Origin of the sequence: Bradyrhizobium sp. USDA 4532, from assembly GCF_024171315.1 — a bacterium.
GTDB lineage: Bacteria > Pseudomonadota > Alphaproteobacteria > Rhizobiales > Xanthobacteraceae > Bradyrhizobium > Bradyrhizobium australafricanum.
Genome location: NZ_JALJZN010000001.1, coordinates 4,411,085 through 4,431,122, shown reverse-complemented (window position 1 = coordinate 4,431,122; position 20,038 = coordinate 4,411,085). Strand labels below are relative to the sequence as shown.

The 20,038-nt window shown below is 58.7% G+C and carries 23 protein-coding genes; 21 read left to right on the top strand and 2 right to left on the bottom strand.

Annotated elements, in window-relative coordinates:
• Positions 1–6 precede the first annotated feature (6 nt).
• The 11 genes from J2R76_RS20240 to J2R76_RS20190 all read left to right on the top strand — a co-directional run bounded on the left by J2R76_RS20240 (position 7) and on the right by J2R76_RS20190 (position 11,114).
• Positions 7–804: an IS110 family transposase gene (locus tag J2R76_RS20240; protein WP_375166519.1), complete on the top strand. Its 798-nt coding sequence runs from the start codon at positions 7–9 to the stop codon at positions 802–804.
• Between the two features lie 48 nt (positions 805–852).
• Positions 853–1,650 carry an IS110 family transposase gene (locus tag J2R76_RS20235; protein ID WP_375166519.1) on the top strand — a complete coding sequence of 266 codons (798 nt, stop codon included), beginning with the start codon at positions 853–855 and terminating at the stop codon, positions 1,648–1,650.
• Positions 1,651–2,176: 526 nt separating this feature from the next.
• Positions 2,177–3,679 carry a nitrogenase molybdenum-iron protein alpha chain gene (gene nifD / locus J2R76_RS20230; protein WP_253624759.1) on the top strand — a complete coding sequence of 501 codons (1,503 nt, stop codon included), beginning with the start codon at positions 2,177–2,179 and terminating at the stop codon, positions 3,677–3,679.
• Between the two features lie 65 nt (positions 3,680–3,744).
• The gene (gene nifK, locus J2R76_RS20225; protein ID WP_253624757.1) at positions 3,745–5,301 is read left to right on the top strand and encodes a nitrogenase molybdenum-iron protein subunit beta; all 1,557 of its coding nucleotides are present in this window, start codon (positions 3,745–3,747) and stop codon (positions 5,299–5,301) included.
• A gap of 91 nt (positions 5,302–5,392) precedes the next feature.
• Entirely contained in the window at positions 5,393–7,039 is a 1,647-nt protein-coding gene (nifE, locus tag J2R76_RS20220) for a nitrogenase iron-molybdenum cofactor biosynthesis protein NifE (protein ID WP_253624756.1), read from the top strand.
• Between the two features lie 9 nt (positions 7,040–7,048).
• Positions 7,049–8,455 carry a nitrogenase iron-molybdenum cofactor biosynthesis protein NifN gene (nifN, locus tag J2R76_RS20215; RefSeq protein ID WP_253624755.1) on the top strand — a complete coding sequence of 469 codons (1,407 nt, stop codon included), beginning with the start codon at positions 7,049–7,051 and terminating at the stop codon, positions 8,453–8,455.
• A complete protein-coding gene (gene nifX / locus J2R76_RS20210; protein ID WP_253624754.1) occupies positions 8,452–8,847 on the top strand; it encodes a nitrogen fixation protein NifX in 396 nt (131 codons plus the stop codon). Before nifN ends, nifX begins: the two co-directional genes overlap by 4 nt.
• A gap of 6 nt (positions 8,848–8,853) precedes the next feature.
• Positions 8,854–9,318 (top strand): NifX-associated nitrogen fixation protein, encoded by a 465-nt coding sequence (locus tag J2R76_RS20205; protein WP_253624753.1) that lies wholly within the window; start codon positions 8,854–8,856, stop codon positions 9,316–9,318.
• An 8-nt stretch (positions 9,319–9,326) separates the two neighbouring features.
• Positions 9,327–9,524, top strand: coding sequence for a CCE_0567 family metalloprotein (locus J2R76_RS20200; protein ID WP_253624752.1), 198 nt, complete (start codon positions 9,327–9,329; stop codon positions 9,522–9,524).
• Between the two features lie 16 nt (positions 9,525–9,540).
• On the top strand, positions 9,541–9,840 hold the full coding sequence (gene fdxB / locus J2R76_RS20195) for a ferredoxin III, nif-specific (protein ID WP_253624750.1): 300 nt from the start codon (positions 9,541–9,543) through the stop codon (positions 9,838–9,840).
• A gap of 413 nt (positions 9,841–10,253) precedes the next feature.
• Positions 10,254–11,114, top strand: a complete 861-nt coding sequence (locus J2R76_RS20190; protein WP_253624749.1) for a host specificity protein — start codon at positions 10,254–10,256, stop codon at positions 11,112–11,114.
• 355 nt (positions 11,115–11,469) lie between these two features.
• On the opposite strand, the gene J2R76_RS20185 is transcribed toward J2R76_RS20190, so the two are convergent.
• Positions 11,470–11,670 carry a hypothetical protein gene (locus J2R76_RS20185; RefSeq protein ID WP_253624748.1) on the bottom strand — a complete coding sequence of 67 codons (201 nt, stop codon included), beginning with the start codon at positions 11,668–11,670 and terminating at the stop codon, positions 11,470–11,472.
• Positions 11,671–11,817: 147 nt separating this feature from the next.
• On the opposite strand from J2R76_RS20185, the gene J2R76_RS20180 reads away from it, so the two are divergent.
• Positions 11,818–12,213, top strand: coding sequence for a Rieske 2Fe-2S domain-containing protein (locus tag J2R76_RS20180; RefSeq protein ID WP_253624747.1), 396 nt, complete (start codon positions 11,818–11,820; stop codon positions 12,211–12,213).
• A gap of 10 nt (positions 12,214–12,223) precedes the next feature.
• Here J2R76_RS20180 and J2R76_RS20175 read toward each other — a convergent pair whose 3' ends face one another.
• Positions 12,224–12,814, bottom strand: a complete 591-nt coding sequence (locus tag J2R76_RS20175; protein WP_253624746.1) for a hypothetical protein — start codon at positions 12,812–12,814, stop codon at positions 12,224–12,226.
• A 275-nt stretch (positions 12,815–13,089) separates the two neighbouring features.
• Between J2R76_RS20175 and J2R76_RS20170 the strand changes: the two genes are divergently transcribed.
• The 9 genes from J2R76_RS20170 (at position 13,090) to J2R76_RS20130 (ending at position 20,030) form a co-directional block, all read left to right on the top strand.
• A complete protein-coding gene (locus J2R76_RS20170; RefSeq protein ID WP_253624745.1) occupies positions 13,090–13,410 on the top strand; it encodes an iron-sulfur cluster assembly accessory protein in 321 nt (106 codons plus the stop codon).
• 20 nt (positions 13,411–13,430) lie between these two features.
• Positions 13,431–13,712, top strand: coding sequence for a hypothetical protein (locus J2R76_RS20165; RefSeq protein WP_253624744.1), 282 nt, complete (start codon positions 13,431–13,433; stop codon positions 13,710–13,712).
• Positions 13,664–14,914: a cysteine desulfurase NifS gene (nifS, locus tag J2R76_RS20160; protein WP_375166518.1), complete on the top strand. Its 1,251-nt coding sequence runs from the start codon at positions 13,664–13,666 to the stop codon at positions 14,912–14,914. Before J2R76_RS20165 ends, nifS begins: the two co-directional genes overlap by 49 nt.
• Entirely contained in the window at positions 14,911–15,135 is a 225-nt protein-coding gene (gene nifT / locus J2R76_RS20155; RefSeq protein WP_253624742.1) for a putative nitrogen fixation protein NifT, read from the top strand. Before nifS ends, nifT begins: the two co-directional genes overlap by 4 nt.
• A 14-nt stretch (positions 15,136–15,149) precedes the next feature.
• Positions 15,150–15,995, top strand: coding sequence for an SIR2 family protein (locus tag J2R76_RS20150; RefSeq protein WP_253626055.1), 846 nt, complete (start codon positions 15,150–15,152; stop codon positions 15,993–15,995).
• 341 nt (positions 15,996–16,336) lie between these two features.
• The gene (gene nifB / locus J2R76_RS20145) at positions 16,337–17,896 is read left to right on the top strand and encodes a nitrogenase cofactor biosynthesis protein NifB (protein ID WP_253624741.1); all 1,560 of its coding nucleotides are present in this window, start codon (positions 16,337–16,339) and stop codon (positions 17,894–17,896) included.
• A 9-nt stretch (positions 17,897–17,905) separates the two neighbouring features.
• Positions 17,906–18,130: a 4Fe-4S binding protein gene (locus J2R76_RS20140; RefSeq protein ID WP_253624740.1), complete on the top strand. Its 225-nt coding sequence runs from the start codon at positions 17,906–17,908 to the stop codon at positions 18,128–18,130.
• Between the two features lie 1,343 nt (positions 18,131–19,473).
• A complete protein-coding gene (locus J2R76_RS20135) occupies positions 19,474–19,794 on the top strand; it encodes a nitrogen fixation protein NifZ (protein ID WP_253626054.1) in 321 nt (106 codons plus the stop codon).
• Positions 19,791–20,030, top strand: coding sequence for a nitrogen fixation protein NifZ (locus tag J2R76_RS20130; protein WP_253624738.1), 240 nt, complete (start codon positions 19,791–19,793; stop codon positions 20,028–20,030). The genes J2R76_RS20135 and J2R76_RS20130 overlap by 4 nt, the downstream gene beginning before the upstream one ends.
• Positions 20,031–20,038 lie beyond the last annotated feature (8 nt).

Below are 20,038 nucleotides of genomic sequence, written 5' to 3'. Positions count from 1 at the left end.
GAGGGTATGGCGCAACAGTCGGCGAGACGGGGCCGGAAGAACCAGATGTACCCATCGTGCCCAGAGCACGCATTTATGATTTGGTTCCGGTCCGCGAACTCCCATACGGGCCCGCAGCTCCATCGCTGCACCAGAGGCCGGACAGATGGCAGCATCCGACCACGTGCCAATCTTCTTCAAAATACCGCTTGCATCTGGCGGGGCGTCCACAGATGGATTGCACCCAAGGGTCCGTCGCATGTGGCGACGCTTGCCGACCTGATCGAGGAAGAAGCGATGGCCAGCTCGCTTCCCGAAGCGGCCCACACCATGTTCCGATTGATGTTAGACCTTCTCGCCGGCCTCAATGGCAAGATCGCGGATCTCGACAAGGAGATCGCGCGACGCGCTCGCGAGGACGAAGTATCGCGCAGGCTGATGACCGTTCCCGGCATCGGCCCGATCTCCGCCACCGCGATCGCCGCCCTAGCACCGCCGGCCGAGACTTTTGCCAAAGGGCGTGACTTCGCGGCCTGGCTCGGTCTCACGCCCCTTCAAAGATCGACGGGCGGCAAGCAGAAGCTCGGCGCGACATCCAAGATGGGCGAACGCACGCTCAGGCGCCTACTCATCATCGGCAGCAGCGCCGTTGTGCAGCAGGCAAGCAAACGCGGCGCACCAAAGGGGTCGTGGCTCGAACAGATGCTGGCTCGCAAACCGCGCATGCTGGTCACCGTCGCGCTCGCCAACAAGATGGCGCGGATCGTCTGGGCGCTGCTTGTCAAGCAGGAGAACTACAGGGCTCCGGTCGCAGCCAAGGCGTGAGCCTGGCGGGCCTGAGGTCGTCGCAGGTGCAGTCGGTCGAAGGAGGGTATGGCGCAACAGTCGGCGAGACGGGGCCGGAAGAACCAGATGTACCCATCGTGCCCAGAGCACGCATTTATGATTTGGTTCCGGTCCGCGAACTCCCATACGGGCCCGCAGCTCCATCGCTGCACCAGAGGCCGGACAGATGGCAGCATCCGACCACGTGCCAATCTTCTTCAAAATACCGCTTGCATCTGGCGGGGCGTCCACAGATGGATTGCACCCAAGGGTCCGTCGCATGTGGCGACGCTTGCCGACCTGATCGAGGAAGAAGCGATGGCCAGCTCGCTTCCCGAAGCGGCCCACACCATGTTCCGATTGATGTTAGACCTTCTCGCCGGCCTCAATGGCAAGATCGCGGATCTCGACAAGGAGATCGCGCGACGCGCTCGCGAGGACGAAGTATCGCGCAGGCTGATGACCGTTCCCGGCATCGGCCCGATCTCCGCCACCGCGATCGCCGCCCTAGCACCGCCGGCCGAGACTTTTGCCAAAGGGCGTGACTTCGCGGCCTGGCTCGGTCTCACGCCCCTTCAAAGATCGACGGGCGGCAAGCAGAAGCTCGGCGCGACATCCAAGATGGGCGAACGCACGCTCAGGCGCCTACTCATCATCGGCAGCAGCGCCGTTGTGCAGCAGGCAAGCAAACGCGGCGCACCAAAGGGGTCGTGGCTCGAACAGATGCTGGCTCGCAAACCGCGCATGCTGGTCACCGTCGCGCTCGCCAACAAGATGGCGCGGATCGTCTGGGCGCTGCTTGTCAAGCAGGAGAACTACAGGGCTCCGGTCGCAGCCAAGGCGTGAGCCTGGCGGGCCTGAGGTCGTCGCAGGTGCAGTCGGTCGAAGGAGGGTATGGCGCAACAGTCGGCGAGACGGGGCCGGAAGAACCAGATGTACCCATCGTGCCCAGAGCACGCATTTATGATTTGGTTCCGGTCCGCGAACTCCCATACGGGCCCGCAGCTCCATCGCTGCACCAGAGGCCGGACAGATGGCAGCATCCGACCACGTGCCAATCTTCTTCAAAATACCGCTTGCATCTGGCGGGGCGTCCACAGATGGGTTCACGTCTAGAACGAAAACACGCGCTGACAGCTGAGCGGGGCCATTTCGCGCATAGCTCGCCCTTGTTCCATTTCGAACAGGTCAAACCAAGAAGTCTGCGAGCAAAGCGCGATGTCGCGTTCGCAACAACGGCGTTGCCCCCCGCGCGAGACGCGCTAACTGCCGTTAATCGTTATGGGTTTTGTGTTCACGAGGCGCTGGCATGCTGGTTGCAAAAGTCCTGGTCAGAAGCCGCTCTTGCAACAGCTAACCTTGAGGACATCAGATGAGTCTCGCCACGACCCAGAGTATCGCAGATATCAGGGCTCGCAACAAACAGCTGATCGAGGAGGTGCTGAAAGTCTATCCGGAGAAAACCGCGAAAAGGCGTGCCAAGCACCTCAACGTTCACCAGGCCGGCAAGTCCGACTGCGGGGTGAAGTCCAACATCAAATCCATACCCGGCGTGATGACGATCCGAGGCTGCGCCTATGCGGGATCCAAGGGCGTGGTTTGGGGACCGATCAAGGACATGGTCCATATCAGCCATGGTCCTGTTGGCTGTGGTCAGTATTCGTGGGGATCGCGCCGCAACTATTACGTTGGTACGACGGGGATCGATAGCTTCGTGACCCTGCAATTCACCTCCGACTTCCAGGAAAAGGATATCGTATTCGGTGGTGACAAGAAGCTGGTCAAAGTTCTTGACGAAATCCAGGAGCTGTTTCCTCTCAACAACGGCATCACCATCCAATCGGAATGCCCGATCGGACTGATCGGCGACGATATCGAGGCTGTCTCAAGAACTAAATCCAAGGAGTATGGAGGCAAGACCATCGTGCCGGTCCGCTGCGAGGGTTTTCGTGGCGTGTCGCAGTCACTAGGTCACCACATTGCCAACGACGCGGTACGTGACTGGATCTTCGACAAGCTCGAGCCCGACGGCGCACCAAAGTTCGAGTCGACGCCTTACGATGTTGCGATCATCGGCGACTACAATATCGGCGGCGATGCCTGGTCATCGCGAATTCTGCTGGAGGAAATGGGCCTGCGGGTGATCGCGCAGTGGTCCGGGGACGGTTCACTCGCTGAACTCGAGGCAACTCCGAAAGCCAAGCTCAACCTTCTGCATTGCTACCGTTCAATGAACTACATCTCCCGTCACATGGAAGAGAAATTCGGCATCCCCTGGTGCGAATACAACTTCTTCGGACCTTCAAAGATCGCAGAATCGCTGCGGAAGATTGCGGCCTATTTCGACGACAAGATCAAGGAAGGGGCCGAGCGGGTGATTGAAAAGTACCAGCCGCTGGTGAACGCGGTGGTTGCGAAGTATCGCCCGCGCCTGGAGGGCCGAACGGTCATGCTGTATGTCGGCGGGCTTCGTCCGCGTCATGTGATTGGCGCCTACGAAGACCTCGGGATGGAAGTCGTGGGCACCGGATACGAGTTTGGCCACAACGACGATTATCAGCGCACCGCTCAGAACTACGTAAAGGACAGCACGCTGATCTATGACGACGTCAATGGCTACGAGTTCGAGCGCTTCGTCGAAAAGCTCCAGCCTGACCTCATCGGCTCGGGCATCAAGGAAAAATACGTGTTCCAGAAGATGGGTGTGCCGTTCCGGCAGATGCATTCCTGGGACTATTCGGGTCCATACCACGGCTATGACGGTTTTGCGATCTTCGCGCGCGACATGGACATGGCTGTCAACTCGCCAATCTGGAAAAAGACGAAGGCGCCCTGGAAGGAAACGCCGAGGGCCAAGCTCTTGGCTGCAGAATAGGGCAACAAGTCTCGCTCTCAGCGGAGAGCGGGGCGGTCAATTTCGATAGTAAAAGGATCCTAATAATGGCGCAAAGTGCCGAGCACGTGCTCGATCATCTCGAACTGTTCCGCGGTCCAGAATACCAGCAGATGCTGGACAAGAAGAAGATGTTCGAGGATCCCCGCGAGCCCGCCGAAGTCGAGCGTGTCAAGGAATGGACGAAAACGCCGGAGTACCGCGAGAAGAATTTTGCGCGGGAGGCGCTAACGATAAACCCGGCCAAGGCCTGCCAGCCGCTTGGCGCCGTATTCGCCTCCGTCGGCTTTGAAGGCACGCTGCCCTTCGTTCACGGCTCGCAAGGCTGCGTGGCCTATTATCGCAGCCATCTGTCGCGACACTTCAAAGAGCCGAGCTCCTGCGTCTCTTCGTCGATGACGGAGGACGCTGCTGTATTCGGTGGCCTGAACAACATGATCGACGGGCTCGCCAACAGCTACAACATGTACAAACCTAAGATGATTGCGGTCTCCACGACCTGCATGGCTGAGGTGATCGGCGATGACCTGAACGCCTTCATCAAGACGTCCAAGGAGAAGGGCTCGGTTCCGGCGGAGTTCGACGTGCCATTCGCCCACACGCCCGCCTTCGTCGGCAGCCACGTCACCGGCTACGACAACGCGCTCAAGGGCATCTTGGAGCATTTTTGGGACGGCAAGGCTGGAACGGTGCCGAAGCTGGAGCGCAGGCCGAACCAGGCCATCAACATCATCGGCGGTTTCGATGGCTATACCGTCGGAAACCTTCGCGAGATCAAGCGCATCCTGGAACTGATGGGAATCCAGCACACCATACTCGCCGACAACTCCGAAGTCTTCGACACCCCGACAGATGGCGAGTTCCGGATGTATGACGGTGGCACCACGCTGGAAGACGCGGCCAACGCCGTTCACGCCAAGGCGACAATCTCCATGCAGGAGTGGTGTACGGAGAAAACGTTGCAATTCGTGGCCGAGCATGGGCAGGATGTCGTGTCCTTCAACTACCCGATTGGCATATCCGCAACTGATGACTTGCTGGTGGCGTTATCGCGGATCGGCGGCAAGGACATTCCGGAGCAACTCGCACGAGAGCGTGGCCGCTTGGTCGATGCCATCGCCGATTCCAGTGCGCATATCCATGGCAAGAAGTTCGCGATCTATGGTGATCCGGATCTCTGCTACGGGGTAGCTGCCTTTCTGCTCGAACTGGGCGCCGAGCCAACCCATGTGCTTTCCACCAACGGCAACAAGGCATGGCAGACAAAAATGGCGGCGCTGCTTGCAAGCTCGCCGTTTGGGCAGGGCTGCCAAGTCTACCCTGGGCGGGACCTCTGGCACATGCGCTCGCTCCTATTTACCGAGCCGGTCGATTTTCTGATTGGCAACACGTACGGCAAGTACCTCGAGCGCGACACTGGAACGCCACTGATCCGAATTGGCTTTCCAGTCTTTGATCGGCATCACCATCACCGCTCGCCCGTTTGGGGTTATCAGGGTGGCCTGAATGTGCTGGTCAAGATCCTCGACAAGATCTTCGACGAAATCGACAAGAAGACCAACCTTCTTGGCAAAACCGACTACAGCTTCGACATCATTCGCTGATGACGAACGGTGCGCGTGCCATCGCCAAACCCGGCGATGGCACAAACGCACGGCGGTTAATCCTTCAATTAGTTTGCTGAGGGGAAAGCGGATGAGTTCGCTAGCGGCCACGGTCCAGAATATCTTCGACGAGCCGGGCTGCGCCAAGAATGGCAGTAAGTCGAAGGCTGATCGCAGGAAGGGCTGCACCAGGCAACCGCAGCCGGGCAGTGCTGCGGGCGGCTGCGCCTTCGACGGTGCCAAGATCGCGCTGCAGCCGTTTACCGATGTCGCTCACTTGGTGCACGGTCCGATTGCGTGCGAAGGCAACTCTTGGGACAATCGCGGCTCGGCGTCGTCTGGCTCAAATCTGTGGCGGACCGCATTCACAACCGATCTGAACGAAACCGATATCGTATTCGGAGGCGAGCAGCGGCTGTGCAAGGCAATCACAGAAATCATCAATAAGTGGGACCCTCCCGCGATCTTCGTCTATCAGACTTGCATCCCGGCGATGATCGGCGACGATATCGATGCGGTTTGCAAGGCTGCGTCTCAAAGGTTCGGAAAACCAGTTATCCCGGTCAATTCCCCGGGGTTCGTTGGCTCCAAGAACCTGGGTAACAAGCTCGCCGGCGAGGCTCTGCTCGAACATGTCATCGGAACGCAGGAGCCGGACTACACAACGCCGTACGACATCAACCTGATCGGAGAATACAACCTTTCAGGAGAGCTCTGGCAAGTGAAGCCATTGCTGGACGAGCTCGGAGTCCGGATTCTCTCCTGCATCTCTGGAGACGGAAAGTATCGCGAGGTCGCTTCTTCTCATCGTGCGCGGGCGGCGATGTTGGTCTGCTCAAAATCTATGATCAACGTCGCACGCAAAATGAAGGAACGCTACGGGATCCCGTTCTTCGAGGGGTCGTTCTACGGTATCCAGGATTCGAGTGATTCGCTTCGCCAGATCGCCCGCTTATTGGTCGAGCGCGGCGCCCCCGAAGAGTTGCTCGGGCGCACTGATGCGGTGATCGCGCGCGAGGAAACGCGCGCCTGGGCTGCCATCGAACCGTACAAGCCACGATTCAAAGGCAAGAAGGTCTTGTTGATTACCGGCGGCGTCAAGTCATGGTCGGTCGTGGCGGCACTGCAGGAAGCCGGTCTCGAATTGGTCGGAACCAGCGTGAAGAAATCGACCAGGGAGGACAAGGAACGCATCAAGGAGCTGATGGGGCAGGATGCCCACATGATCGAGGAGATGACGCCGCGCGAAATGTACAGAATGTTGAAAGAAGCGGAAGCGGACATCATGCTGTCGGGCGGCAAATCGCAGTTTGTCGCACTGAAGGCGGCGATGCCTTGGATCGATATCAACCAGGAGCGGTGCCATGCCTATCTGGGCTATCTTGGAATGGTCAAATTGGTGGAGGAGATCGACAAGTCGCTCTCCAATCCGATGTGGGAGCAGCTGCGTCGACCTGCGCCATGGCAGGTCTTGGCGAAGGCGATGGTGCAGATGCGATCACCGCTGGCCGAGATCGCTTGCGATCCTGCGCTCGGCGAAACGGCGCGCCGAGCCAAGGAGATCTGCTGCTGCAACAAGGTCGATCTCGGAACAATCGAGGATGCAATCACCGCGCATGGCTTGATCAGCGTGGAAGCTGTCAGAGAGCACACCAATGCGGTCGGCGGCTGCTGCAACAGACGCATCGAGGGAATCTTGGCGGCCTCACCATCTGCCCTGCCACAGGCCGCAGAATAAGGACCTGTTATGGCCCTCGTCAAAGCGTCTACTAAATCTTGTGCGGTCAATCCGCTGAAGATGAGCCAGCCGATCGGCGGAGCCTTCGCCTTTATGGGGTTGCGTGGGGCTATGCCGCTTCTGCATGGTTCGCAAGGCTGTACATCCTTCGGGCTCACGCTCTTCGTGCGCCATTTCAAGGAAGCAGTGCCGCTGCAAACCACCGCTATGAGCGAGGTCGCCACCGTGCTCGGTGGCTACGAGAATCTCGAGCAGGCGATACTCAATATCCACAGCCGAGCCAAGCCAAAGATCGTGGGGATCTGCTCGACCGGGGTTACAGAGACCAATGGCGACGATGTCGATGCCTACCTCAAGCTGATCCGGGACAAGCATCCGCAACTTGCAAAATTGCCGCTGGTCTATGTCTCGACACCAGATTTCAAGGGAGCGTTCCAGGACGGCTGGGAGAAGGCTGTGGCGCGCATTGTGGAGGCGTTGGTCGAGGGGCCGGGCGTAAGTGGACTGCGCGACCCGTCCAAGGTGAATGTTCTTCCAGGATGCCACCTTACTCCCGGTGATCTAGACGAACTCCGGGCCATCCTGGAGGATTTCGGGTTGCGGCCGTCCTTTTTGCCTGATCTGGCAGGCTCGCTTGATGGGCATATCCCCGATGAGTTTACGCCGACAACCATAGGCGGCATCGGCATCGACGAAATTGCGAGCATGGGACGCGCTCAATGGACGATCGCAATTGGCGCACAGATGCGACGCGCGGCGGAGGTCCTGCAGGCCAAGGCCGGCGTGCCATTTCGCCTGTTCGAACGGCTTTGCGGTCTCGATCCCAACGACGAATTTATCACCTTTTTGAGCGAGATCAGCGGCCGGCCCGTACCGGTGAAATATCGGCGTCAGCGTGGCCAGCTCACCGATGCAATGCTGGACGCGCACTTCCATATTGGTGGTCGCAGAGTTGCGATCGCCGCCGAGCCAGACCTCCTGTTCGACCTATCCAGTATGCTGCATGACATGGGTGCGCAGGTGACCGCAGCAGTGACAACGACGCAGTCGGTCGTTATTGAGCGAGTCAAGGCCGAGGAGGTCCTCATTGGCGACCTCGAGGACCTCGAAGAACTCGCCGGAACCAAGCAATGCGACCTACTGGTCACGCATTCGCATGGCAGGCAAGCGGCGGCTCGGCTGAAAATCCCGTTCTATCGCGCGGGTTTTCCGATGTTCGATCGGCTTGGAGCAGGACACCAGCTATCCGTCGGCTACCGTGGTACGCGCGATATGATCTTCGATATCGCCAATCTCGTGATTGCTGACCGCGAGGAGAGCCATCAGCCAACGCCCGATAGCTGGCGGGCTCCGGCCGCACTACCACGACGAGCCGACCACAGCTCGCCTGGCACAGCTGAGAGGTCGATTGCATGAAGGTCGCCTTCGCTACGCAAGATCTCAGACGGGTCGATGCACATTTTGGATGGGCAAAGAACATCGCAATCTATGATGTCACGCCGGGCGGGCACGTCTTTCTTAAAGCAATTGAGTTCGAGGGCGATCTCAAGGAAGACGGCAACGACGATAAGTTGGCGCCGAAGATCGAGGCAATCAAAGATTGCGCAATTTTGTACGTCGCCGCCATCGGTGGTGCTGCTGCCGCGCGGGTGGTGGCCAACAAGATCCATCCTATCAAGGTGAACAAGCCGGAAAGTATCCTAGTGCTGCTTGAAAAGCTTCAGGACGTACTGAAGGGAACGCCACCTCCCTGGCTGCGCAAGGCCATGGCCAAGGACCAGCGCCGCGCGTTTGAGTTCGACGAATGAGGTGAGATGACCGAAGAAATAGTGCGGCAGGGTAGCGGCATCGACACACCGTTCCTCATGGAGTTGATCAAGATTTGGCGCGCTCAGGATGCCAACGGCGCCTGGACGAAGAAGAGCGATCTCGACCTGCTCGAACCCTATATCTTGGATAAGGAGAAGCGGCGCGCCCTGCCGATTGTCGGCGATCCCGATCCCGACACGCTGTGGCGGCTTGAGTTGTTCTTCGACGCGGTCGCGATCTCGATCGAGAGGGTCACCGGCGTGATGATCCAGCCCATTATGAAGCTGCATCATGAAGGCTTCGGCCGCGTGGTGTTGATCGCAGGCCGTCTGATCGCCGTTAACAAGCAGCTACGCGATGTGCATCGTTTTGGCTTCGTTAATCTCGTAAAGCTTGCACAGGAAGGCGACAAATATGTCAACGACGGAATCGAGATGGTTCGCAGATTTCCGGACGTGGCGAACTATTGAGGGCGCTCATGAGTGATCGTGACGCATTGAAAGCAGAACTGAAGAAGCTGTCAGGAAAAGCGCTGCAAGCCAAAATGGATTTGCACGACCTGTCGGAGGAATTGCCTGTCAACTGGGGATCGATCATGACGGTGGCGCAGAAGGCGTACGATGCCTATGCCGAACTCGAGCGCAAGAGCCATGATTTGAAGGCGCTGGAAAAATAACCAGAGGGACTGACTTATGTCATTTGCAGCGCGCGATGGCCGCGAGTGGATACCGGAATACTTGACATCGATCGATGACAAGAAGTGCATCGGTTGTGGCCGCTGTTTCAAGGTGTGCGGTCGAGATGTCATGACTTTGAAGGGAATCAGCGAAGAGGGCGAGCTTGTCGATCTAGACGATGACGCGGACGATGAGATCGAAAAGAAGATCATGGTTCTAAATGATCAGGGCGCCTGCATCGGCTGCGGCGCCTGCGCAAGGGTGTGCCCGGCCAATTGCCAGATCCACACCTCCGTCGGAGCTGAAGTCGCGTGAGCGAAGACCGCCCCGTCCAGCCGCAGCAGAGGATAGTGCACTCACATGCGCCGCCTGCGGATGACGCGCACGTGATTAGTGAGCTCGCCGCTTTGATCAGGCCATCGTGCTCAAACCTCCGAGACCAAGTGACTTGGAAATGATTGATTGGGTATTTTAGTTGGTTGAGAGCAACAACGTCGAGCGGCACGTCGTTGATCGCCTGTCCGCGACAAGGGACACGCGGTTCACCTATCCAGTTGAGCCTTAAGGCAGCCGAGTCGTTGTCTGTCTTCCGGCGGATGCCTTGCCGCCCCCGTAGTGGGCCGGTGGCGCGGTAAGCTTGTGGTCAGCTAGAGATTGTATCCTCATCGGCAGAGCTTGCGCGGCACGAGCTCGATTGCGTGCAATTCGCCGATAGGAGAACGATCCGGATGTATGGCAGAATCGTTGGCTCATCCAGCCAGTCCACAAGCGCTAATCAGGCTGATGATTCGAGCGAGGCGGGAGATAGCCCCCGTTTTGCGGAAACAGTTGCGCGCATGGAGCGAGGTGGGTCGTCGTCGGGGGCCGCGGCGCCATTCTCTCTGAGTTCCGATCCACCCATTATCGAAATCCACGAACAAGACGACTTCATGGATCTCGTGGAGAGATACTTGCGTCGCGATATCATGGACATCGCAGACGACCCACAAGAAGAGTACCCCGAGTTTGTCTCGAAGAAAGCTGAGTGGGCTGCAACTGTCGCTGGAGCCTATGCCAACACTTACCATGACCCGAATAGACCCGCGCGGTTCTTCAGCTATCAACTGGGTAACGAAAGTGTCGGCCTGCTAGCAGTGGGCGGCCCGGTCCGGATCAAGGGAGACCGGTTTCGAGAACAGTTCGGGCGTAACGATATCACGTCCGTCGTAGATCTACGCGTTACTCACCCGCTTGTCGAAAACGCAGGCGATATCCTGCTCGAGCATCAATTGCGATTGGACGGCGATCATCCATTGGTATTGTCACGTCCTGCCCGACCGGGGATGGAGCCCCGTCTGGCTGAAATGGGTTTTGTTCACGTGGCTCAAAATCACTGGGTGCTCGACCCTCACCAGCATCCCGAAGTGTGGACGAAGAACGAGAACGACAAGTGGCAGCGAGTAGACAAGCCTACAAAATATCTTTCCAAAGTCGAAGAGGCCCGCAGCGGTCGTCAAGAGAGCGTTGAGACGAATTCATCTGACGATGACCCTTCGTTTTACTTGGAGCGCGAACTTCGACGAATGGCTGTTGAAGACGATTCGGAATAATCGGAGTGCGGCGGAACTGATCGGTTTTTCGCCATAGCTCGCGCACGAGCAGAAGTCGTAGCCTTGAAGGGGGCGTGCGCCACGTCGCGCTCCCTTATGCTTGCCAGATACCGGTTCGCGAGTTGGTTGGTGGAGCTGAGCCGGCCTTGTGTCATACGTGCCGGAGGGCCTGCGGCGCCGAGCCAGCGGGGCTTTGGTACGGTTTGGGAGAGGACCTGCTTTAGTCCGGCTTTTTGAGCGGCAATCTGAGGCAAATGCGAGAACCGATTGCGCTCACGAAATCAGTACTTCCGTTGAATCCGGTATCACTTAGGCGGTTGCGAAGTTGGCGATCGTGAAAATCGTTTTGCGACGGCTAGCGCGAGGTGCCCCGATCGGGTGTGCGACGAAACGGACGTTCCAGCATACGATGAAGCGTCTTGTCGGGCTCGTCCAGCAAATGGACGAAATTATCGGTAAAATAGAACATCAGCTTTATAGAGACGCCCGAGAGCGCCAATGCGCGTACGCCGAGAGGCGGAATGGATCGCTGCGCCAGGAGCAGCGAGTCGCGCACGCGCTTGCGATTCTGCTAGCCGGTCAAGTCGTGCGGCAGCGCTAAGGCTGTGCGTCGGGCTAGGAGGAAGCCGAGCAGCAGTCCTATGGTTCTTGCAAGCACAAGGCACAGGAACAGTGCAGAGCCCTTGGGATAGACGAGCAATAAATGCAGGTAGATGCTATTTACGCGATTTGTGGTTTTAACGACATTCCGAGCCGCAAGGCCATGGGATTCCACCTTATGGTCCTCGATCATGACGGCAATCACCGGCCGTGGTCCATCGTTGTGGTGCGCTGGGGTAAGAAGGTGCTTGGCTATCTCAATAGATGCCCGCACAACGGCGTTGCTTTGGACTGGGAACGAAACGAGTTCCTCGATCCATACGGCATCCGGCTGATGTGCGGCAAACACGGATCCACCTTCGAGCTCGGAACCGGGCTGTGCGTCGATGGTCCGTGTAAGGGCAGAACGCTCACGCCGATCGCCTTGACAGTGCTGGATGGCGATATCTGTGTCGTCGGCGTGCGTCTTGTCGAAGACGATGCGTCCCGGAACGAATGACGTTCCGCGCTCAGACCGGCCGGTTCTCGTTGCGGTTTTTTACCGGCTCCATCCTCTCCAGCCCGTCTTCGTAGGAGATCTCGTCGTAGGACAGATCGAGAGCCTTCGCCGCATCGAGGAGGTAATCAAGCTTGCCGCCCGCATCCAGCTTCTTGAGGTCGTCCTTGTTGAGCCCGACCAGGTCCATCATCTCCTTCCAAACAGTGGATTCATCGCACGGCAGGACGTGGAAGGTAATGCCACCGAGCTTGATGTGGTACTTCGCCAGCAAATCGACGTTGTTACAGAACATGAAATAACTGCCCTTTTGGCTCAACGCACCGTCAAGCACGGCCGCGACGTCGGCAAGATAGGCGAAGGAGTGCAGGTAGCCGGCCAGCACCGGGATAGTACGTTCTCCGTCCTGCGCGACCGTCAGAACCTGTTCGATCGAATAGTCCGGCGGCCGCTTCTCGTCCGCGACTTGAGTCTGAAATTTGAGTGCTATGTCGCCGCGAAAGCCAAACCGGCCCGGCTTAGTCGTCAAGCCCTTCAGTACAGCATTGAGCAGGCGGCCCTCCTTTTCAAGTCGACCGAGTGCGGTGTTCTCGATTGCAGTCATTAAATTCGTCCTCGATTTGAGCTTTCCACCGGCGCGCTGGCCGATGCCAGATGCGATGCAAATTGCTTGCCGCCGCCTCTGTAACGACCTCCACCCGTGCCGCGAAACAAAACGCGTATGCGAGAGGCGATCGTCCCGGGCAGCGTTGTCACGAACTCGACACCGGCGCTGAGGCCGACAGATGCGATCAAAAAAAGTAAGCGGGATCAAGCTTGTGCACGCTGGCACATGACTTGCCATTGTCGGGCAGACCTAAGCTCATGAGAGGGTAAGCCGTGATCAACCTGACAGATAGCGCAGTGAGTGCCATCAAAGGCGCGATGGCATCATCAATGCACCCAACCGGCGGCCTGCGCATTATGGTCGAAGCAGGCGGCTGCAGTGGGTTCAAATACAAGATGGGCTTGGCCGAGGTGCCGACGCTTGGTGACACCGTGATCGAATGCGCCGGTCTGAAGGTATTTGTCGACAGCAAGAGCCATGAGCATCTGATCGGCACGACCATTGATTTCGTCCTGGCGCCGGATAGCTCCGGATTCATCTTTCAAAACCCGAACGCCGCCGCGAGCTGCTCCTGCGGCAAATCGTTCAGCTGATGAAGAGGAAACATCGCAGCATGCTGGCCGAACCGGAAGAAGTATGGCAATCGTCGGCTGCGAGAGCGCTTCGCATTCGTGACGCAATCGGACAGATGCGAGCGGATCCGCTTGGCGATCGTGGCGACTGTCGGCTCATCGGGACCAATAGCCACAGGACCATCGCCAGTCTGAACGGCGCATCCGCGTTCTATAAGCGTCCTAGACTGACGCTGGACCGCATTCAGACGAGGCTGGTCGACAAAATCGGCGAATGCGTTCGTCTCGTCCCGATTGCAGCTGTCGGCCAGGCACTGGATTGAGCGGGATTCAAGTGCCGATTTACCTCGACAATAATGCAACGACCCGGACCGATCCATCCGTCGTGCAAGCCATGTTGCCGTTCTTCACAGAGCAATTCGGCAACGCGTCATCCACGCATGTCTTTGGCGGCGAAGTCGCAGTCGCCATGAAGCAGGCCCGGAGTAGCTTACGGGGGTTGCTAGGCTGCGCATACGATCGTGAGATCGTTTTCACCTCGGGAGGGACCGAGGCCAACAATGCCGCGATTCTCTCTGCGCTTGCGACCCAGGAAGGCCGCGACGAGATCGTCACCACCTCAGTCGAGCACTCTGCCGTTCTCGCCGTAGCCGAGCAATTGGCGGCAAGCGGAGTCAAGACGCATGTCGTACCGGTAGATTCCCGCGGCCGGCTCGATATCGAGGCGTTTCGCAGTGCGCTCGGACCAAGGACAGCGATTGCCTCCGTTATGTGGGCCAATAACGAGACCGGTACGATATTTCCTGTAGAGTTTCTTGCAGGGTTGACCCATGAGGCGGGCGCGCTGTTTCACACCGATGCGGTCCAGGTCGTCGGCAAGATGCGCGTAGACCTTAAGGATAGTGCGATCGACATGCTGTCGCTATCCGCGCACAAACTGCATGGTCCCAAAGGCATCGGCGCGCTATATCTGCGCAAAGGGACAAGTTTCCGGCCGCTGATCTGGGGCGGATCCCAGGAACGACGGCGCCGCGGCGGAACGGAGAATATTCCCGCAATCGTCGGCCTTGGAAAGGCTGCAGAGCTCGCGGCGGAGCGGCTTGAACCGGAGCGCGTTCGCATTGCTGCGTTGCGCGACCGCCTGGAGCAGGGGATACTGCACATTGGTCAGTGCATTGCGCTCGGCGATATCAGTAACCGGCTGGCGAACACGACCAATATTGCCTTCGACCATCTCGAAGGCGAAGCGATCGCCCATCATCTCAATCGGGCCGGCATTGCTGTGTCGCTCGGATCAGCCTGTAACGCGGGCTCAATGGAGCCATCGCATGTCTTGCGGGCCATGCAGGTGCCGGCGTGGAGCATGCGTGGCGCGGTGCGCTTCTCGCTATCGCGAGAAACCTCATTTGCAGAGGTCGACGAGGTCGTGTGCGCCGTGTCTGACATCGTGGCTCGCCTGCGCGCCGCTTCGCGGGAGTCGGCCCGCTTGGCCAGCCATGGTTCACAGTCAAGGAGTTCAATGTGAAAATCATGATCCGCCGGTCTCCAGAGGCAGGCCTGTCGATCTACGTACCAAAGAAAGATCTCGAGGAGCCGATCGTTGAGTCCGAGTATGAGACGCTCTGGGGTGGGTGGATCAAAATAGCCAACGGTTGGGTACTCGATTTGCCCAAGATGGCGAGCGATACAAAATTACCAATCACAATCGACGCCAAAAAACGAGGAGCGGACGGAGAGGGTCAGTGAAGGGGACTCGGCGGATCGACTTGGTCGATGCAGCTGAGGCTAGGACCATTCTCGTCGACATCGCTGCCGGGCTAAGGGCTGCGCGCGTGGTGCCCTATCTCGGTCCTGGCCTCACCGAACTGTCCAGATCCGATGTGCCGACCTCGCCCGAGGCGCTGTCCGACTTCTTCGCCAGCAAGGTTGCACTGCCTCGGCGGGCCAAAGGCAATGCATGGGCATCGGCGCAGCATATCGAGGTCAGCAAACATCGCTCTACGCTGACGACATTGATGGTGCAGGCCTTCGCTCGGTCAGCGGAGCCGACGCCGTTACATCATCATTTCGCGTCCCTGTCGCTTCCCGTCATCGTCGATGCATGGTACGACGGCGCAATGCGCGCCGCGCTGGGCAAGCGCGAGGGCTGGGGTGAAGTTCAGGGCATTACCCGTGCCGGCATTGGCGAGAATCGTTGGTACCGCTTCTATGATTTCTCTGGCCAAGAGGTCGACAGTGCCGTGGCCGGTAGCTGGGCGACAGTGCTCTATAAGCCGCATGGCAGCGTGCATCCAGCCAACAACTTCCTGATCTCCGATGCTGACTATGTCGAGGCCTTGACCGAGATCGACATTCAGACGCCAATTCCGGACATCATCAAGGAAAGGCGGAGCGGACGGGCCTTTCTCTTCATCGGTTGTCGCTTTAACGACCAGCTGTTGCGCGGCTATGCGCGGCAGATTATCAAGCGCTCGGGTGGCGCCCACTATGCGATCGTCGATCCGGACACGCTGTCGCGCAACGAGCTCCGTTTTCTGCTCGAACAAGGTCTGGCGCCGCTTGCGATTCGGCTCCCTTGCGCGGTTGAGATACTGCTCACCCGTTAGATGTGCGAAGCTGGATAGCCCGACTGGTATCACCAGTTGTGAGTGGGGGCGGCGCACGAAAGGCCCGCTCAGATGGAGCCGGGTGTTGCGCGCGCGTTGCGGCCATCATTGATGCGCCAGCCCGCGAAGCTCTAAGTGAGGATGGGGACGCATCTGTCGCATTCTTAACAAGCGTATCATTGCGGCTCTTACATGTCTCAACGTCGGCCGGGTCAGCTAACGCTATGACAAACCGACGAAAGTGCGTCTTCTGCGCCGTGGCATGTGAGTTGCTATGGCTCGTCTAGAGGCTCGCTCACGGATGGTCCTGGGAAGCCAATGTGCCTGCGGGGAGAAAGAGAATGAATGCGGTCGTGGGGGGCGGAGGATACGCCAAAGCTGCGCTGGATAACGGCACGATGATGCAGTCTGCCGCCGAGCAACAGGGCTGTCGCACCGCAGCCAAGACCGCCCAGGCAGGCTGCGGGTCACGGACAAGCCAAGGCGATCTGCCGAGCGAAATCTGGGAAAAGGTGAAGAATCATCCCTGCTACAGCGAAGAGGCGCATCATCATTACGCCCGCATGCATGTGGCGGTCGCGCCGGCCTGTAACATCCAGTGCAATTACTGCAACCGCAAATATGACTGCGCCAATGAATCTCGCCCGGGCGTGGTGAGCGAGAAGCTCACCCCCGAGCAGGCGGTGAGAAAAGTGCTCGTGGTCGCGACCACCATTCCGCAGATGACCGTGCTCGGAATCGCTGGTCCCGGCGATGCTCTCGCTAATCCAGAAAAGACGTTCAAGACATTCGAACTGGTCGCCAAGGCGGCGCCCGACATCAAGCTGTGTCTGTCGACCAACGGACTGGCTCTGCCGGACCATATTGACACGATCACCAGGTCCAGAATCGACCACGTCACCATCACTATCAACACGATCGATCCCGAAATCGGCGCCAAGATCTATCCCTGGATCTTCTTCAACCATAAACGCTACACCGGCATCGATGCGGCGAGGATACTCATCGACCGTCAGCTGCAAGGACTGGAGATGCTTAGCGAACGGGGGATCCTGTGCAAGGTCAACTCGGTGATGATCCCCCACATCAACGATCAGCACCTGGTTGAGGTCAACAAGGCGGTGAAGGCCCGCGGTGCCTTCCTTCACAATATCATGCCGCTGATCTCCGCGCCTGAGTACGGCACGGTGTTTGGCCTAAACGGTCAGCGGGGGCCGACGGCGCAGGAATTGAAGACGCTGCAGGATGCTTGTGAAGGGAAGATGAACATGATGCGGCATTGTCGCCAGTGCCGCGCTGATGCTGTCGGACTGATCGGAGAGGATCGCAGCGCGGAGTTCAGTACCGATCAGATCATGAAAATGGACGTCAAATATGACCTTGGGACGCGCAAGGCTCATCAGGGCAGGGTGGAGGACGAGCGTGCCGCCAGCGTCGTGGCCCACCAAGAAGAGCTTTCACAGTTCGCCGGCGAGACGAGCGCGATCACGGTTGTGGTGGCGGTCGCAACCAAGGGCGCGGGACTCATCAACGAGCACTTTGGGCATGCAAAGGAATTCCAAGTATACGAACTTTCTACATCCGGCGCCAAATTCATCGGTCACCGTCGCGTCGACGTCTACTGCCAGGACGGTTATGGCGAGGAGGACAGGCTTTCGACCATCATTCGTGGCATCCATGACTGCCATGCGGTGTTCGTGGCCAAGATCGGTGGCTGCCCAAAAAGCAACCTGATCAAGGCCGGGATCGAGCCAGTCGATCAATACGCGCATGAGTTCATCGAGAAGTCGACGATCGCCTGGTTCAGGTCCTATCTAGACAAGGTGAAGAGCGGCGATGTCCAGCATGAGAAGCGCGGCGACGCCGCGATCCGCCAGGGAGCTCTGATCTCCGCGGCGTAAGGGGGATATATGCCATTCAAGATCATCGCCTCTCAGTGTACCAGCTGCTCGGCTTGCGAACCCTTATGCCCGAACGTTGCCATCTCGGAAAAGGGAGGAAGCTTTGTCATCGAAGCGACGAAATGCACCGAATGTGTTGGCCATTTCGACGAGCCGCAATGCGCCGCGGCCTGTCCGGTCGACAATACCTGCGTAGTTGACACCTCCTTGCCCCGCTATCAGGCGCCAGCCTAGGACGCGAGCTTCCATGAACGGCATGCCAAGAGCTGGGGCTGAAAAATTTGCAAACTTCGTGCGGCGCGTTGTCAACACGGCAGGTCTCGACCTTCGCACCTCCCTTCGCGAAGACGACTGCTCCGGATGTCCCCGCGATCGTGCTGTTGCTCGCCGGCAGCGGAGCGTCGGCAGGCATTTCATTTGGCGCGGCAGGCCAAAACCGCCTCTCAGCTCCGAGCGTAGGCTTCTGGGCAGCGCCGTTATCGTTGATGTGACTGACGAGGTCACGCTGATCGGCGCATGCCCGGCGGGATCAGCCTTACCGAGCCGCAACATCGCGGAATGTGCCGGGCGAGCGAAGCCGCCGATGACCTTCGAGGCAGCAGCCAAGTCGCCATCTGCCGGTCAGGGAGCGCTGATCGCGCGCTCTTTGTTCGGCGAAGTCCCGGGCCAAGACTGGTGGATGGTTAACGCGACTGATGCTGCACTTGATCACGCCGATATCATCATGCCGCGGTTGCATCCCACCGTGTTGAAGGACCTCACCGGCCTCCCAATATGGGCCGGCAATTTGGAAGCAGGGGCGAGGCCGCGACCAAGCTGCTCGAACTCGAACCGGCTGACACGATCGGTACCGAATCGTTCGCGGACGTCCTGGAGCGGAGGAGCCAATCCGAAGATCGGTCACATTGGCAACGCCGCCCCGGGGCATCACTCCAGTTACGGTGCCTGCGTTCGTCCGTCGCGCAAGAAGGGCTGCGACTGCCGGCGTTCGGCTATTTGCGCAAATGATCATGCCGGCAACGTCTCCAGCACGTCTCCCGGCGGAATCCCGCGCTCGGCAACGGCGGCGCTTGGCGCGCAGACGTCGAGGCCCCAGCGATCGTGTCCGCGCAGGCTAATGCCATTGTCTTATCGTCGATGCTTGACGGCTATAGAAACCTCGTCGCCCAAGCCGGAACATCGTTTCATACGGGGAAATGATGCCGATGCTGACCGACAAGGAGCCGGCGACGCCGTCGCGCGCCACTTCGCCCCGCAGCTCCGCAATCAATCGGTCTGCGCTGAGGACGTCCAGTTCCGACACATCGTGCCGCGTCGCGCTGCCGTTGCGGGGCTACTTGGTGTGGCTACGGGCCGATACGCCAGAGCGCGGCTAGATATCGCGGAATGGCTGTCACTCGGGGCACGGACTGCCCTACAGCGACATCCTGGCGTCGGCACGAACTGGCGAACCGCATTGCGGTGGGCGAATCGGCTGAGTGCGGCGAGGGATGAACACAATCGTGGAGGATGTCTCCTGGTCGGACCGGGCAGCACCCCTGCATGTCTGCCAGCGAGCGATGCATGAGGAGCGCTACATGAGCGGTATTGTTCGCGACAGCGACGTCGTCGAGCTCGACGAGCCGCCTGTCTTCAGTTTTAGCCAAAAGGTACGAGCCAATCGCAGCATCCGGAATGATGGCACCTTTCGCGGCAAGGAGATTGGCGACATCTTGGTCAAGAAGGGTGAGATCGGTTACGTCATCTCGATCGGCACATTCCTGCAGCAGTTCTACATCTACGGTGTCGAGTTTCTGGAAAGCGGCTACCGCGTTGGCATGAAGCGCAAGGAACTCGAGCCGGTGGATGCCTGCGAGGAGATCGATGATCTGCCATTGCCGGAGGAGGCCGTGTGGTGAGTGAAGGCGGTTTTCTGAAATATCGGCGGGGCCAGCAGGTTAAAACCGTAGTCGATATCATCAACGACGGCTCTTTTCCCAATGCGGAGCCTGACGGCGTCTTGCTCGGCGCCGGAGTGGCTGGAGAGATCATCAGGGTTGCCATCCATACCGAAGCGAACGTTCCGATCTATACTGTCGATTTTGGAGAACGGCGGCTCATCGGCTGTCTTGAAGAAGAAATCACAGGTCTTTGAAGGGAGGC

Coding starts and splice junctions, on each gene's coding strand:
- nifS (WP_375166518.1), top strand. CDS start 13,664: ATGCGTTCGTCTCGTCCCGATTGCAGCTGTCGGCCAGGCACTGGATTG.
- J2R76_RS20175 (WP_253624746.1), bottom strand. CDS start 12,814: ATGACTGCAATCGAGAACACCGCACTCGGTCGACTTGAAAAGGAGGGC.
- nifD (WP_253624759.1), top strand. CDS start 2,177: ATGAGTCTCGCCACGACCCAGAGTATCGCAGATATCAGGGCTCGCAAC.
- nifN (WP_253624755.1), top strand. CDS start 7,049: ATGGCCCTCGTCAAAGCGTCTACTAAATCTTGTGCGGTCAATCCGCTG.
- J2R76_RS20205 (WP_253624753.1), top strand. CDS start 8,854: ATGACCGAAGAAATAGTGCGGCAGGGTAGCGGCATCGACACACCGTTC.
- J2R76_RS20240 (WP_375166519.1), top strand. CDS start 7: ATGGCGCAACAGTCGGCGAGACGGGGCCGGAAGAACCAGATGTACCCA.
- nifK (WP_253624757.1), top strand. CDS start 3,745: ATGGCGCAAAGTGCCGAGCACGTGCTCGATCATCTCGAACTGTTCCGC.
- J2R76_RS20165 (WP_253624744.1), top strand. CDS start 13,431: ATGCTGGCCGAACCGGAAGAAGTATGGCAATCGTCGGCTGCGAGAGCG.
- J2R76_RS20140 (WP_253624740.1), top strand. CDS start 17,906: ATGCCATTCAAGATCATCGCCTCTCAGTGTACCAGCTGCTCGGCTTGC.
- fdxB (WP_253624750.1), top strand. CDS start 9,541: ATGTCATTTGCAGCGCGCGATGGCCGCGAGTGGATACCGGAATACTTG.
- J2R76_RS20200 (WP_253624752.1), top strand. CDS start 9,327: ATGAGTGATCGTGACGCATTGAAAGCAGAACTGAAGAAGCTGTCAGGA.
- nifX (WP_253624754.1), top strand. CDS start 8,452: ATGAAGGTCGCCTTCGCTACGCAAGATCTCAGACGGGTCGATGCACAT.
- J2R76_RS20180 (WP_253624747.1), top strand. CDS start 11,818: ATGCAGGTAGATGCTATTTACGCGATTTGTGGTTTTAACGACATTCCG.
- J2R76_RS20190 (WP_253624749.1), top strand. CDS start 10,254: ATGTATGGCAGAATCGTTGGCTCATCCAGCCAGTCCACAAGCGCTAAT.
- nifE (WP_253624756.1), top strand. CDS start 5,393: ATGAGTTCGCTAGCGGCCACGGTCCAGAATATCTTCGACGAGCCGGGC.
- J2R76_RS20235 (WP_375166519.1), top strand. CDS start 853: ATGGCGCAACAGTCGGCGAGACGGGGCCGGAAGAACCAGATGTACCCA.
- J2R76_RS20135 (WP_253626054.1), top strand. CDS start 19,474: ATGAGCGGTATTGTTCGCGACAGCGACGTCGTCGAGCTCGACGAGCCG.
- nifB (WP_253624741.1), top strand. CDS start 16,337: ATGAATGCGGTCGTGGGGGGCGGAGGATACGCCAAAGCTGCGCTGGAT.